Annotated in this window: 7 protein-coding genes; 5 read left to right on the top strand and 2 right to left on the bottom strand. The window is 67.6% G+C overall.

Features of this window, described 5'->3' with window-relative positions:
- The first annotated feature begins 8 nt into the window (after positions 1–8).
- Positions 9–3,203 carry an efflux RND transporter permease subunit gene (locus DESTE_RS13570; RefSeq protein ID WP_035068173.1) on the top strand — a complete coding sequence of 1,065 codons (3,195 nt, stop codon included), beginning with the start codon at positions 9–11 and terminating at the stop codon, positions 3,201–3,203.
- Entirely contained in the window at positions 3,200–4,720 is a 1,521-nt protein-coding gene (locus tag DESTE_RS13575; RefSeq protein ID WP_084559466.1) for an efflux transporter outer membrane subunit, read from the top strand. Before DESTE_RS13570 ends, DESTE_RS13575 begins: the two co-directional genes overlap by 4 nt.
- Before the next feature lie 154 nt (positions 4,721–4,874).
- On the opposite strand, the gene DESTE_RS13580 is transcribed toward DESTE_RS13575, so the two are convergent.
- Both DESTE_RS13580 and DESTE_RS17300 read right to left on the bottom strand, forming a co-directional pair.
- On the bottom strand, positions 4,875–6,281 hold the full coding sequence (locus DESTE_RS13580) for a sigma-54-dependent transcriptional regulator (protein WP_035068174.1): 1,407 nt from the start codon (positions 6,279–6,281) through the stop codon (positions 4,875–4,877).
- 10 nt (positions 6,282–6,291) lie between these two features.
- Entirely contained in the window at positions 6,292–9,780 is a 3,489-nt protein-coding gene (locus DESTE_RS17300) for an ATP-binding protein (protein WP_281172075.1), read from the bottom strand.
- A 572-nt stretch (positions 9,781–10,352) separates the two neighbouring features.
- On the opposite strand from DESTE_RS17300, the gene DESTE_RS13590 reads away from it, so the two are divergent.
- The 3 genes from DESTE_RS13590 to DESTE_RS13600 all read left to right on the top strand — a co-directional run bounded on the left by DESTE_RS13590 (position 10,353) and on the right by DESTE_RS13600 (position 13,543).
- Positions 10,353–10,640: a phage regulatory CII family protein gene (locus DESTE_RS13590; RefSeq protein ID WP_015946165.1), complete on the top strand. Its 288-nt coding sequence runs from the start codon at positions 10,353–10,355 to the stop codon at positions 10,638–10,640.
- 254 nt (positions 10,641–10,894) lie between these two features.
- The gene (locus DESTE_RS17305) at positions 10,895–13,033 is read left to right on the top strand and encodes an ATP-binding protein (RefSeq protein ID WP_245590851.1); all 2,139 of its coding nucleotides are present in this window, start codon (positions 10,895–10,897) and stop codon (positions 13,031–13,033) included.
- A 57-nt stretch (positions 13,034–13,090) separates the two neighbouring features.
- Entirely contained in the window at positions 13,091–13,543 is a 453-nt protein-coding gene (locus tag DESTE_RS13600; protein ID WP_035068175.1) for a response regulator, read from the top strand.
- Positions 13,544–13,578 lie beyond the last annotated feature (35 nt).

Raw genomic sequence — 13,578 nt, forward strand, 5'->3', positions numbered from 1 at the left:
CGAACACCATGTCCAGATTCTTCATCGACCGCCCGGTCTTCGCCTGGGTCATCGCCATCATCATCATGCTGGCGGGGGCCTTGTCGATATTGAGCCTGCCCATTTCGCAGTATCCGAAAATCGCCCCCACGTCGGTGACCATCAGCGCATCGTATCCCGGCGCTTCCGCCAAGACCATGGAGGACACCGTCACCCAGGTCATCGAGCAGAAGATGAAGGGCATCGACAGCCTGCGCTACATGGCCTCCACCAGCGACGCCACGGGCCAGACCTCCATCACCCTGACCTTCGATGCGGACACCAACCCCGACATCGCGCAGGTGCAGGTGCAGAACAAGCTCTCGCTGGCCACGCCCCTGCTGCCGGAAGCCGTGCAGCGCCAGGGCATCACGGTGAACAAGAGCACCTCCAGTTTCCTGATGATCATCGCGCTGGCCTCGGACGATCCGTCCATGACCGGGCGCGACCTTAGCGACTATGCCGCCACCTACCTGCTGGACCCCATCAGCCGTGTGGACGGCGTGGGCGAAACCATGCTGTTCGGCGCCCAGTACGCCATGCGCGTGTGGCTCGACCCACACAAGCTGCTGAACTACAAGATGATCCCGGCGGACGTCAGTTCCGCCATCACCGCCCAGAACGCCCAGTTGTCCGTGGGCCAGATCGGCGGCACCCCGGCAGTGCCGGGGCAGGGCATGAGCTTCACCATCCTGTCGCAGTCCCTGCTGCAAAGCCGCGAGCAGTTCGAGAACATCGTGCTGCGGGTGAACCAGGACGGTTCCACGGTGCGCTTGTCCGACGTGGCGCGCGTGGAACTGGGCAGCGAAAGCTACGATACCGTCTCGCGCTTCAACGGCAAGCCCTCTACCGGCATCGCCATCAAGCTGGCCACCGGGGCCAACGCCCTGGACACGGTGAAGCGCGTGCGCGCCACCATGGAGGAACTGTCCAGGAACCTCCCCCAGGGCATCCGCTGCGTGTTCCCGTACGACACCACTCCCTTCGTGCGGGTCAGCATCGAAGAGGTGATCAAGACGCTGGCCGAGGCCATCGTGCTGGTGTTTCTGGTCATGTACCTGTTCCTGCAGAACATGCGGGCCACCATCATTCCCACCATCGCCGTGCCCGTGGTGCTGCTGGGTACCTTCGGTGCGCTGGCGGCCTTCGGGTTTTCCATCAACATGCTGACCATGTTCGGGGTGGTGCTGGCCATCGGCCTTCTGGTGGATGATGCCATCGTGGTGGTCGAAAACGTGGAACGCATCATGACCGAGGAGGGCCTGGCGCCCAAGGAGGCCACCCGCAAGTCCATGGGCGAGATCACCGGGGCGCTGGTAGGCATCGCGCTGGTGCTTTCGGCGGTGTTCATCCCCATGGCCTTCATCAAGGGGTCGTCGGGGGTCATCTACCGCCAGTTCTCGCTCACCATCGTGTCGGCCATGGCCCTGTCGGTCGTCGTGGCCCTCGTGCTCACCCCGGCCCTGTGCGCCACCTTCCTCAAGCCAATGCACAAGCACGAGCATCAGGCGCAGCGCGGGTTCTTCGGCTGGTTCAACCGCATGTTCGACCGCACCAGCCGGGGGTACCGCAATCAGGTTTACGGGGTGGCCGGGCGTGTGGGACGGATGATGTGCATCTACGTCGTCCTGCTTGCCGGGGTGGGCTTCATGTTCCTGCGCCTGCCCACGTCCTTCCTGCCGGAAGAAGACCAGGGCACCATCTTCAGTCTGGTGCAGTTGCCCACCGGGGCACCGCAGGAGCGCACCCTTGAGGTGCTGCGCGAGGTGGAACACCACTATCTGGTGGAAGAAAAGGACGCGGTGAATTCGCTGTTCACCGTAGCGGGCTTCAGCTTTGCCGGGCGCGGTCAGAACGCGGGCCTTGCCTTCGTGCAGCTGAAGCCGTGGGACGAGCGCAAGGGCGCGGGCATGAGCGCCGCCGCGGTGGCCGGTCGTGCCATGGGTGCCTTCTCGCGCGTCAAGAACGCCATCATCTACGCCTTCACGCCTCCGGCGGTGACGGAACTGGGCAATGCCTCCGGCTTCAACCTGTTCCTGCAGGACCGGGCGGGCATCGGCCACGAGGCGCTGATTCAGGCCCGCAACCAGTTGCTGGGCATGGCCGCGCAGAACCCGGCCATCGCCGTGCTGCGGCCCAACGGCATGGAAGACACGCCGCAGTTCCAGATAGACATCGACCAGGCCAAGGCGGGCGCGCACGGGCTGACCATGGATGTGGTGAACAGCGCGCTGTCCACGGCCCTGGGGGGCACCTACGTCAACGACTTCATCGACCGCGGCCGCGTGAAGAAGGTCTACCTGCAGGGTGACGCCCCGTACCGCATGATGCCTGAAGACATCAACGCGTGGCATGTGCGCAATTCCCAGGGCAACATGGTGCCGTTCTCTGCCTTTGCGTCCAGCCGCTGGACCTACGGTTCGCCGCGGCTTGAACGCTATAACGGGCTGCCCGCAGTGGAACTGCTGGGTTCCGCCGCTCCGGGCCGCAGCACCGGCGACGCCATGCAGGCCATCGAGGAAATGGCGTCCAAACTGCCCGCAGGCGTGGGCATAGAGTGGACCGGCCTGTCCTATCAGGAACGCATGAGCGGCTCGCAGGCCCCGGCGCTGTACGCCATCTCCATCCTGGTGGTGTTTTTGTGCCTGGCCGCGCTGTACGAGTCGTGGTCCGTGCCCACGGCGGTGATCCTGGTGGTGCCGCTGGGCATTATCGGGGCGCTGGTCGCCACCCTTGGCCGGGGCATGAACAACGACGTGTTCTTTCAGGTGGGCCTGTTGACCACCATCGGCCTTGCGGCCAAGAACGCCATCCTCATCGTGGAATTCGCCATGCACCTGGTGAAGGAGGGCAAGCCCCTGCTGGAGGCCACGGTGGAAGCCGCGCGTCTGCGGCTGCGGCCCATCCTGATGACCTCGCTGGCCTTCGTGCTGGGGGTGCTGCCCATGGCCATCAGCACGGGCGCGGGGTCCGGCAGCCAGCGGGCCATCGGCACCGGGGTCATCGGGGGCATGCTTTCGGGCACGGTGCTGGCGGTGTACTTCGTGCCGGTGTTCTTCGTGATGGTCTACAAACTCGCCACACGCGGGCGAAAGGCCGCCGGGCCGGGCAACCCGGATTCCGGAACCGCCGCCCTGCCTTCCAACGACAAACCTGCCGGAACCCCCGGTGAGGTGACGCGATGATCCGCACCACATGCATGCTCAAGGCCGCACGGCTGGCGGCAGCGGCGACGCTGGTCGCCCTGACCGTCATGCCGCTGGTCGGCTGCTCGCTGATACCCGAATACCACCGGCCCGCGCCGGACCTGCCCGCCGCCTGGAACGCGGGCGGCGCGGCGGGGCAAACCGCTGCCGCAGCCGCCATTCCCCAAACCATTCCTCAGGACTGGCGGCAGGTGGTGGCGGACCCCCCCATGGCCGGGCTGATCGAGCTGGCCCTTGCCAACAACCGCGACCTGCGCGTGGCCGTGCTGCAAATAGAGAAGGCGCGTGCCCAGCACGCCATCGCCCGGGCCGACCTGTTTCCGCACATCGACGCCAGCGGCGGGGCGGACATGGGCCGCACTTCGGCCCCGCTGTCCAGCACAGGCGATGCGTATACCTCGCACACGTACAGCGTAGGCGTGGGCTTCAGTTCGTTCGAACTGGACCTGTTCGGGCGCGTGCGCAGCCTGAAGGAACAGGCCCTGGAGCAGTACCTGTCCACCGATGCCGCCGCCCGCAGCGTGCAGCTGACCCTGGTGGCCGAGGTGGGGCAGGCTTACCTGACCCTGGCCGCCGACCGCGAAAAGCTGGATCTTGCCCGCGAGATACTGGAGACGGAACGCGCCTCGTTCGCGGTGGTGAAGAACCGGTACGACAAGGGCATCGCCGGGGAACTGGACGTGGCCCAGGCGCAGACCACGGTGGATACCGCCCGCGTGAACGTGGCCGCCGCCGAAGCCACGGTGACGGCGGACGAGAACACCCTGGCCCTGCTGGTGGGCGGGCCCCTGACGCCGGACATGACCCCGGCCCGCACACTGGCCGACGTGGCCCCGCTGGCCGAGGTGCCCGCCGGGTTGCCGTCGGAGGTGCTGACCCGCAGGCCCGACGTGGTGGCGGCGGAGCATACCCTGAAGGCGGCCAACGCCAACATCGGCGCGGCGCGGGCGGAATACTTCCCGCGCATCGGGCTGACCGCCAGCTACGGCAACGCCAGCACCGAGATGAACGACCTGTTCCGCGCGGGCTCCCGCACCTGGAGCTTCGTGCCGCAGGCCACCCTGCCCATTTTCCATGCCGGGGCCATTCGCGCCGGGGTGGAATCTGCCGAGGCGGAACGGGACATCCAGGTGGCGCAGTACGAAAAGACCGTGCAGACGGCCTTCAAGGAAGTGTCCGACGCGCTGGCGCAGGGCACGTCGCTGACAACCCAGGCCGAGGCCCAGGCATCGCTGGTGCGGGCCACAGGCACGGCCTACGAACTGTCCACCCGGCGGTATGAGCGCGGCGTGGACGGCTACCTCGCCAAGCTCGACGCGCAGCGCTCCCACGCCGCTGCCCGACAGAATCTGGTGTCCGTCCTGCTTTCGCGGCAGGCCAACCGCCTGACCCTGTTCAAGGCGCTGGGAGGCGGCTGGAACGGCCAGCCCATGCCCGGCACCGGTCATGCGCAGGCGAAGGACACCGCGGCACCCGCATCCGCCGGGGCCAACTGAGGGTGACCAGCCCCCCCCCCTAAACCTGGTCACCCCAGTCCGTTCCCTCCTCCGGATGGCGCCCGGCGGTGCGTCACACGAAAGCCCCCGCGAATTCGCGGGGGCTTTCACGTTTCCGGAGTGATTCCGTGCGGATGACCTGGCGAAACAGCACCTAGCGCAGCTTGCGCAACAACCGGTAGAACTGCGCGCGCGAAAGGCCCGAAAGCTGCTGGGCCTTGGCCATGTCGCCACCGGCGTAGGCCAGCAGGTTCTGGAAATAGTCCACGGCGGCGCGTTCCAGCGCCACGTCGCGGTAGGTCATCCAGGTGGGGATGGACAGCCCGGCCAGAGGCAGGTTCGGCGAATCGGCCTCGGCGGGTTCCGGGCGCATGCCTTCGGCGGCGGCGCGCATGTGGCGCACCCGGATGTGTTCCGGCAGGTGCACCGGGTACAGGGTGCGCACGCCGCCCGCGAAGGCGATCATGGTTTCCATGGTGTTGCGCAGTTCGCGCACGTTGCCCGGCCAGTGATGCGCGCCAAGGGCCCGCAGCAGTTCCTGGGTCAGGATGCGCGAGGGCAGGTTGTTGCGTTCGCAGTACTGGTGCACGAAATGTTCGGCCAGGGGGCGCAGGTCGTCCTCCCGCTGGCGCAGGGGGGGCAGGGCGATGTGCATGGACCGCACCCGGTACAGCAGGTCCTCTCGAAATTCGCCCCGCCGGACCATCAACTGCAGATCGCGGTTGGTGGCGGCCAGCAGCCGGAAGTCGCACTCCACTTCCTGCCTGCCCCCCACGGGACGGAAACGCCGTTCCTGCAACACGCGCAGGAAGGTCTTTTGCAGGTTGGGGGACAACTCGCCGATCTCGTCCAGAAACAGCGTGCCGCCCGAAGCCTGGCGGATCAGCCCTTCGGCGTCGCGGTCAGCCCCGGTGAAGGCCCCGCGCACATGGCCGAACAGCACGCTTTCGGCCAGGTTTTCCGGCAGGGCGGCACAGTCCACCACCACGAAGGGGCGCCCGGCCCGGTCGCTGTTCTCGTGGATGGCCCGCGAGGCCAGTTCCTTGCCGGTGCCCGTTTCTCCGGTGATCAGCACCGGCACGTCGCTGTGCGCCGCCTTGGCCACCAGGTCCAGGCATTCCATGAAGGCTGGGCTGGTGCCCACGAGGCCTGCGGGGTTGAACTGCCGCCCCTGCTGGGCGGTGCGGGCCAGCTTTTCGTTGCGGAATTCCAGTGCCCGCAGGACGGCCAGGCGGACGGCGCTGACCGGCGTGCCCTTGGTGATGTAGTCCCACGCGCCGTTGCGCACGGCCATTTCCGCGGACTGCTCGGCGTCCGCGCCGGTGATGATGATCACCTCGGGCCGGGGAGGCGAGGTCACGAAGCGGGGCAACGCCTCCAGCCCGTTACCGTCGGGCATCATCACGTCCAGCAGCACCACATCGCCGAATCCCGCATCCGCATGGGCCAACCCGTCGGCCAGCGAAGCGGCGCGCAACGGTATGTGGCCCATGTCCTCGACAAGGTCGGCCAGGGTTTCCGCCACCAGCGGATCGTCGTCGATGATGAGAACTTCAGGCATCCCTGAAGCTTTACGCCTTTTTCAACGAAATATGCAAGTGTTTCGATAATTCTTCGCCCGTGAACGGCTTGCCGATCAGGGTCAACCCCGTATCGGCCAGTTCTTCCGGTGTGATGTCGCATTCGTTGCCGGTGCACAACACCAGCGGCAGCACATACCCCTGCCTGCGGATGGTGCGCGCCAGTTCCGGGCCGGACCGGCCAGGCATGCGCAGGTCCAGCAGGGCCACGTCGTAGCGGCCCGCCGCCAACAGGCGCAAGGCGTCATCGGCGCTGTCGGTGCCGGTGGACCGGTGACCGAGGGCATGCAGCATTTCCGATACGGACTGACGGAAGTCGTGCTCGTCGTCCACCACCAGCACGTGCAGCGACGTCCCCTCCGGCATGTCCGGCGCCTGCGCCTGGGCGGCGGCAACGGGGGCGGCCACGGTATCCGGCATGTCGGCAAGGGGCAGCAGCACGTCGAAGCGCGCCCCCTGCCCCGGCTGGGAATGGGCGCGCACCGTGCCGCCGTGCTTGCGGATGATGCCGTGCACCATGCTGAGCCCAAGGCCCGATCCCGTCCCCTGCGGCTTGGTGGTGAAGAACGGCTCGAACACCCGTTCCAGTTGGGGGGCGGTCATGCCCAGCCCGGAATCGGCCACCGAAAGGCACACGTACCGTCCGGGCGACAGCTCCGGGTAGCCGCGCAGCACCTCGTCGCCGCCAAGATCCAGCGTTTCCAGCGAGACGTCCAACAGGCCCCCGTCGGGCATGGCATGCACGGCATTGGTGCACAGGTTCAGCAACACCTGGTGGATCTGGGTGACATCGCCGTGCACCGGCAACGGGGCGGCAGGCAGCAGGGTGCGCAGGGTGACGCTGGCCGGGATGGACGGTTTGACCAGGTGCAGGGCGTCCGCCACGGTGCGGCACAGGTCCAGGGTGACGTAGGGTTCGTCCGTCGGGCGGCCAAAGGCCAGCAACTGGCGCACCACGTCGCGCGCCCGCAACGCGGCGCGCAAGATGCGGTCGGACCGCGCGGCGGCCCTGCCGGTCAGGCCCGTGTCACGCAGCATCTCGATGTTGCTCATGATCACGCCGAGGATGTTGTTGAAGTCGTGGGCGATGCCCCCGGCCAGGGTGCCCACGGCTTCCATTTTCTGGGCCTGGCGCAGTTGCCGTTCCAGGGCCACCTCGTGGGCCACGTCCTCGGCCAGCCAGGCCACCCGGTGCACCCGGCCCGCCTCGTCGGTGACCGGGTACAGGGAATGGTCGAAGATGTAGATGCCCCGCGCATCCCGGAAGGTGGCCGGGGTTGCCGTGGCCACCACGCTGGCCAGTACGTTGTGCCGCCTGCTGCGCAGGTCTTCGGGGACGTAGCTCCCCAGCCTGTGCCCCTGCATGGCATCGGGGGTGGTGCCCAGGCGCCCGGCGCCGGTGGCGTTGCAGGCCAGCACCCGGCCCGAAGGATCGAGCAGAAAGGCGCTGAGGCGCGGCGCGTTGAGCAGGGCACGCAGGTTTGCCTCGCTCTCGCGCAGCGACTGTTGCTGCATGATTCGGGCAAAGGCGCTGCCGCCCTGGGCGGCCACGGCCTCCACGTGGTGCCGGGCCGCCTTGTGCATGGCGCCGGGGCCGCGCGTGCCCGTCAGCAGGCAGGCCACGGCCCGGCCCTCATGCAGTACGGGCAGGAGGTGGGCGCAGCAGATGGACGACGCGGCGGCCAATGCGTCCAGTTCCACGTCGCCGGTAAGCATGCAGCACAATTCCTGTTCCGGCGAAGTTTCGGGCACGGGGCGGCCTGCCTCCATCAGGCGCGAGGCAGGCGTGCCCGACGGCAGGCAGCGTACCCTGTCCAGCAACACCGGGTCGAACCCCTGCGCCGCGACCAGCCGCCATTCGTGCCGCGTTTCGCCGTCCGGAACGTCCGGCGAGGTCGGCGCATCCGATGCAGGGGACACATCGGGCAACTCCACGCGCAGCCATGCCGCACCCGCGTCCACGCTTTCGGCGTGCAGGGCCGTGCGCAGGCACAGCCCCAGGCAGTCCTCCACCGTGGTGGTGATGCCGAGCGCCAGCAGCAGGTCGCGTTGCAGGCGCAGCAGTTCGTCGCGCTGGCGCTGGTCGGTGATGTCCTGGACCATGCCGTGCACCACCACCGATCCCTTGTGCCCCGTGCGGGCCGGAGTGTCGAGGGTCACCTGCTGGCGGGCGTGGCGATATTGCCCCGAGGGGCCCAGGTAGCGGTATTCAATGAGAGTGTCCTTGCAGTGGGCCATGGCGTGGTGCAACTCTTCGGCCATCCGCACCCTGTCGTCCGGGTGGACGCGCTCGAATACCCGCGCGAACGAAGGCGCTTCTGCCGCCACGGGAAAGCCGAACATGCGGAACAGGTTGTCCGACCACTGTCCCCGGCCGGTTTCCAGGTCGCGCCAGTAGCTGCCCAACTGCCCGGTGCGTTCGCCGTGTTCCAGCAGGTCGCGGCTGCGGCGCAGGGCCAGTTCGGCCCGGCGGCGCTCGGCCACCTCGTGCCGCAGCAATTGGTTGGCGCGGCGCAACTGGGCGGTGCGCTTGCGGATGCGGTTGTCCAGGCCGCGCAGGGCCCGCCGCGTTGCTTCGGCGGTGCGGGCCGCCTGCAACAGATGCGCGGTGGTGTGGGCAAGCCCTTCAAGTTGCATGTCGGTAATGGGATCCAGGGCAGGCAGGTGCACTCCCAGCACCCCGCCGGAAATACCCTGGCCGACGCGGATGGCGTAGGCGGTGAACATGCCGCAGTCGCAGGACAGGGGCGCATCGGCTTCGGGGGTGGCGTGCAACACCGGGCGACGGGTGCTGGCCGAGGCGGCGCGGCCCACCGGGCCATGCCGGAAGGGAATACGGAAGATGCGCGGGTCGGGCTGGACCTGTCCCGCCGGGTTTGGCTGGCAACAGGGCGAGGGCGGTTCTTCCACCACCAGGTGCAGGCAGACCGGGGGATTGCGCGGGGTGGCGGGGCATGAGGCCGCGGCGTGCGGGCACTGGCCGCAACGGTCGCCCTGCCGGGCCAGCCAGATGCGGCAGGATCCGGCGCCGAAGATGGACAGGATCTCCCGTGCCAGCAGACGCAGCTTTTCCTCCGGCGCTCCGCTGTGGATGAGCGCGGCACGCAGGTCGTTGAGCCGCTGCACCCGTTCCACGCGCTGCATGGACTCGTGCAGGGACGACACGTCGTGCACCACCGAATGCAGCAGGGCCCGGCCATTCAGCCACACCGGCCCGCTGTGCACTTCCACGTCACGCTCCAGGCCTGACGCGACACGATGGCGGAACCGGAAGGCGGTGCGTTCCCGGTGGAAGGCCTCGGCCATGCGCGCGGCCAGTTCGTGCTCGTCCAGGGTGTTGATGGCGGCTATGGGCATGCCCGCCATGCGTTCTCGCGGGTGCCCGTAGAAGCGGCAGGCGGCGGGGTTGGCGTCCACTATGCTGCCGTTTTCCGGATCCACCAGCAACATGGGGGCCACGCTGTGCTCGAAGAGCGGAATGGGGTCGCCCTGCGGTTCGGTGGGCGGGCTTTCAGGACGGGCGGGACTGGCGGAACTGGCGGAACTGGCGGAACTGGCGGAACGGGCGGGACTGGTGGAACTGGCAGGGCTGGGCTGACTGCCCTGCCCATCCGGGTGACCCTCCGGGTGATCATCGGGGGCCACGGCAAATGCCGCGACGGGGGGGCGAGACTGGCGAGATTGGCGAGATTGGCGAGACATGGGGTGGAGAAACCTCGCGGATGGCCGGGGTGTCTGCCCGGCGCCCTTTTTCCGTGTCCGCCCTGCGTCGGCTGCCGTGGGACACGGCTGGCATGTCTGGGGCTGGCGGCGCGGCGGGGAATAGGGGTTGTCTCACATAATGATATGCCGTCTCATTTTACGAGACATGAATCTCACTTCCGGATACAGGGTTAGAGATAGCGTTCCCCGTAAAAAAGAGCAACCCTAATGGAAACAATGTGTTGTGGAATCCGGGTGAGGACGGAGTGTCCGCTTGCTCCGGTCCGTGCCCCGGCATGGTTCTTGATATTCTCCTGGCATGTTGGCCACCAATGGCCGGAGGAGGGAACATGTCCGAGAAGTGGATCACCCGAATGGTGCAGGGGGCGGTGCTCAGCAGCAGGAGCCAGGCGCGCGAAGTGGCGCGCACCATCGGCAAGCCCTATCCCACCCTGATGCGCGAACTGAACCCGTTCGACCTTGGGGCAAAGCTGGGCGTGGAAACGTTTTTCCAGATACTGCGCACCACCCGCGACGTCACGCCGCTGGAGCAGATCGCGCAGGAACTGGGCTACAGGCTGGCTCCGGTGGATGGCGGCGAGGAGGACCCCGGTCACGGGGCGCACCCCGGACGGTAGTCATGCCGTTTTGGGGGAGTGACACGACGCTGGCGTTGCGGCGAGGAAGCAGGTGGCCCGGCCCGGCCCGGTGCACGGGCAGGGCGACGCGGTTGGCGTTGCGTGCGCTGACCGCCGCTCTGGCTTTGCTGTTGTTGCTGCTGCCGCAGGGGATCGGTTGTCTGGGGGGATGGCCAGCCTGGACGGCGCATGCCCCTGCGGGAGTCGCATGGGCGGCGGAGGACAACTGGCGGCATGCCGATGCGCCATCGGCCATGGACCTTGAGGAGACCGATGCCTCCCCGTCGGAATCGGCCATGCGGGCCAACGACGGATTGCCGCCAGACGCCCCGAAGTTGCGCATCGGCCTGCTGCCCACCTATCCGCCGCTCAGCTACATGGTGGAGGGGGTGCCCGCGGGCTTCGCGCGCGATCTGGCAGAGGCCGTGGCCCGCGCGGCGGCGCGCAGGGCGGTGTTCCGCGCCAACGACAACGGCCCTTCCCTGCGGGGTGAACTGTTCGAAGGCAAGCTGGATGTGCTGGCCCTGGTGGCGGAAACGCCGGAACGCCAGGCACAGTGGGAGTTCAGCGAACCCGGTGTGGAACTGTCCGAGCGCATTTACGTGCGACGCGACAGCGCCGCGCGCCCGCGTGGCGTGGCCGACCTTTCCGGACTGCTGGTGGCCGTGGTGGAGAATCATTCCAGTCACCAGTACTTGCGGGCCATGCCGGGGCAGCGCCTGCTGCCGGTGGCCACACCACTGGACGCGGTGATGGCGGTGGCCTGGGGGCGGGCAGACGCCCTGGTGGCGCCGGAACCCGTGGTGGAGCATATCATCCGCCGCCTGCCCACGGACGCCCCGCTGGAACCTGCCGGCCAGCCGTTGCGCACGTTGCGGTTCTCGTTCGGCGCAGCCAAGGGCAACACCCCCCTTGTTGCCGTACTGAACGAGGCCCTCGTCAAGGTGCGGGCTTCCGGCGAATATGACGCACTGTACCGCCGCTGGTTCGGCGGCAACGTGTTGTCGCGCTACAGCGACAGAGAACTGCTGCTGGCCGGTGTGGCCTTTGTGCTGCTGACCGTGTTCCTGGGCGCTTCGGTGGTGCTGCTGTGGCGCACGGTGCGCCTGCGCCGCGACGTGGAGGCGGGCACCGTGGCCACGCGCGAGGCGCGGGCATCGATGCTGCGCGAGGCCATCAGCAGGCAGCGGGCCGAGCAGGAGGCGGAGCGCTTCTTCGCCCTGTCGCTGGATCCGGTGGCCATCATTACCCAGCAGGGCGTACTGCGTCGGGTGAACCCGGCCTGGGTGCGGCTGTTCGGTTTTGCAGAGGACGAAGTGGTGGGTCACCCGTTTCTGGATTTCGTGCATCCGGACGACGTGGAAGCCAGCCGTCCCGCGCTGGCAGGCGGTGCGAACGGTCTTGTCGGTGTGGCAGCGACCTTGGTGGAGAACCGTTTCGGCTGCAAGGACGGGGTGTACCGCTGGCTTGGCTGGACTTCGGTGGCCCTGCCCGAGGAAGGGCTGGTCTACCTGTCCGGCCGCGACATGACCCAGCGCAAGGAGGCGGAGCTGCACCTGAAGCATCAGGCGGAGGAACTGCGCCGCTCCAATGCGGAACTGGAGCAGTTTGCCTACATCGCCTCGCACGACCTGCAGGAGCCGCTGCGCAAGATCGCAAGCTTTCTCGATCTGCTGGCCAAGCGCTACGTGGGGCAGCTGGACAGCGACGCCGACGAGTTCATCGGCTTTGCCGTGGACGCAGCCCGTCGCATGAAGGACATGATCGAGGACCTGCTGGCCTATTCGCGGGTGAGCACGCAAGGGCGCGAGTTCGCGGACACGGACATGGAGCAGGTGGTGGACACCGTGCTCTCGGATATTGGCCTGCTGTTCGAGGAAGCCGGAGCCACGGTGGAGCGGGGGCCATTGCCCATGATCCGGGCCGACCGGGTGCAGATGGAGCAGCTGTTGCGCAACCTGCTGGGCAACGCGGTGAAATACCGGTCGGAGGCGGCCCCGAGCATTTCCATAGGGGCGGAGCGGGCCACGGAGGCCGGGCATTCCGGCGGCGCCTGGGTATTTCACGTGCGCGACAATGGCATTGGCATGAAGCCGGAGCATTTCGAGCGCATCTTTCGGGTGTTCCAGCGGCTGCACGGGCCGGGCCGCTATCCGGGCACCGGCATCGGCCTTGCGGTGTGCAAGAAGATCGTGGAGCGGCACGGTGGCACCATCGGCGTGGAATCGGCGCCGGGCAAGGGCAGCACGTTCCGGTTCGTTATGCCCGACAAACCCGATGGCCCCGGCAAACCCGACGGCCCCGACAGGCCTGACAGGACCAACAGGCAGGACAGGCAGGACGGGGACAGGCAGGGCGCGCAGGCCCGGCAGATGGGATGGGCCCCGTCGTAAGGGGCGTCCATCGTTCACGGCATCCGCCAATCGAACAAGACTGCACGGGAGAAAGACATGAGCGGCATGCATCAGGCAAGACTCATCGACATCCTGCTGGTGGAGGACGATCCCGGCGACGTGCGCCTGACGCGCGAGGCACTGAAAGGCAACCGCGTGTCCAACCGGCTGTTCGTGGTGGAGGACGGCGAGGAGGCCATGGCCTTCTTGCGGCGCGAAGGCCAGTACGCCGATGCGCCCCGCCCCGACCTCGTGCTGCTGGACCTGAACCTGCCGCGCAAGAACGGGCGCGAGGTGCTGGAAGAGATCAAGAGGGCGCCGGAACTGCGTACCATCCCCGTGGTGGTGCTGACCACCTCGCGGCAGGAACGAGACATTCTTCATGCCTACGACCTCAACGCCAACTGCTACATCACCAAGCCCGTGGGCTGGGAGCAGTTTCTGGAGGTGGTGGGGCAGATCGAGCATTTCTGGATGGGCATCGTGACGTTGCCGGTGAAGGGAGACTGACGGAGGTCTGCAACAAGGGGCGGCATGACGGAGCG

Source organism: Nitratidesulfovibrio termitidis HI1, assembly GCF_000504305.1.
In the GTDB taxonomy this organism is placed as follows: domain Bacteria; phylum Desulfobacterota; class Desulfovibrionia; order Desulfovibrionales; family Desulfovibrionaceae; genus Cupidesulfovibrio; species Cupidesulfovibrio termitidis.

Excerpts from the sequence above, each read along its gene's own strand:
- DESTE_RS17305 (WP_245590851.1), top strand. The coding sequence starts at position 10,895 with ATGGACCTTGAGGAGACCGATGCCTCCCCGTCGGAATCGGCCATGCGG.
- DESTE_RS13580 (WP_035068174.1), bottom strand. The coding sequence starts at position 6,281 with ATGCCTGAAGTTCTCATCATCGACGACGATCCGCTGGTGGCGGAAACC.
- DESTE_RS13590 (WP_015946165.1), top strand. The coding sequence starts at position 10,353 with ATGTCCGAGAAGTGGATCACCCGAATGGTGCAGGGGGCGGTGCTCAGC.
- DESTE_RS13600 (WP_035068175.1), top strand. The coding sequence starts at position 13,091 with ATGAGCGGCATGCATCAGGCAAGACTCATCGACATCCTGCTGGTGGAG.
- DESTE_RS13570 (WP_035068173.1), top strand. The coding sequence starts at position 9 with ATGTCCAGATTCTTCATCGACCGCCCGGTCTTCGCCTGGGTCATCGCC.
- DESTE_RS13575 (WP_084559466.1), top strand. The coding sequence starts at position 3,200 with ATGATCCGCACCACATGCATGCTCAAGGCCGCACGGCTGGCGGCAGCG.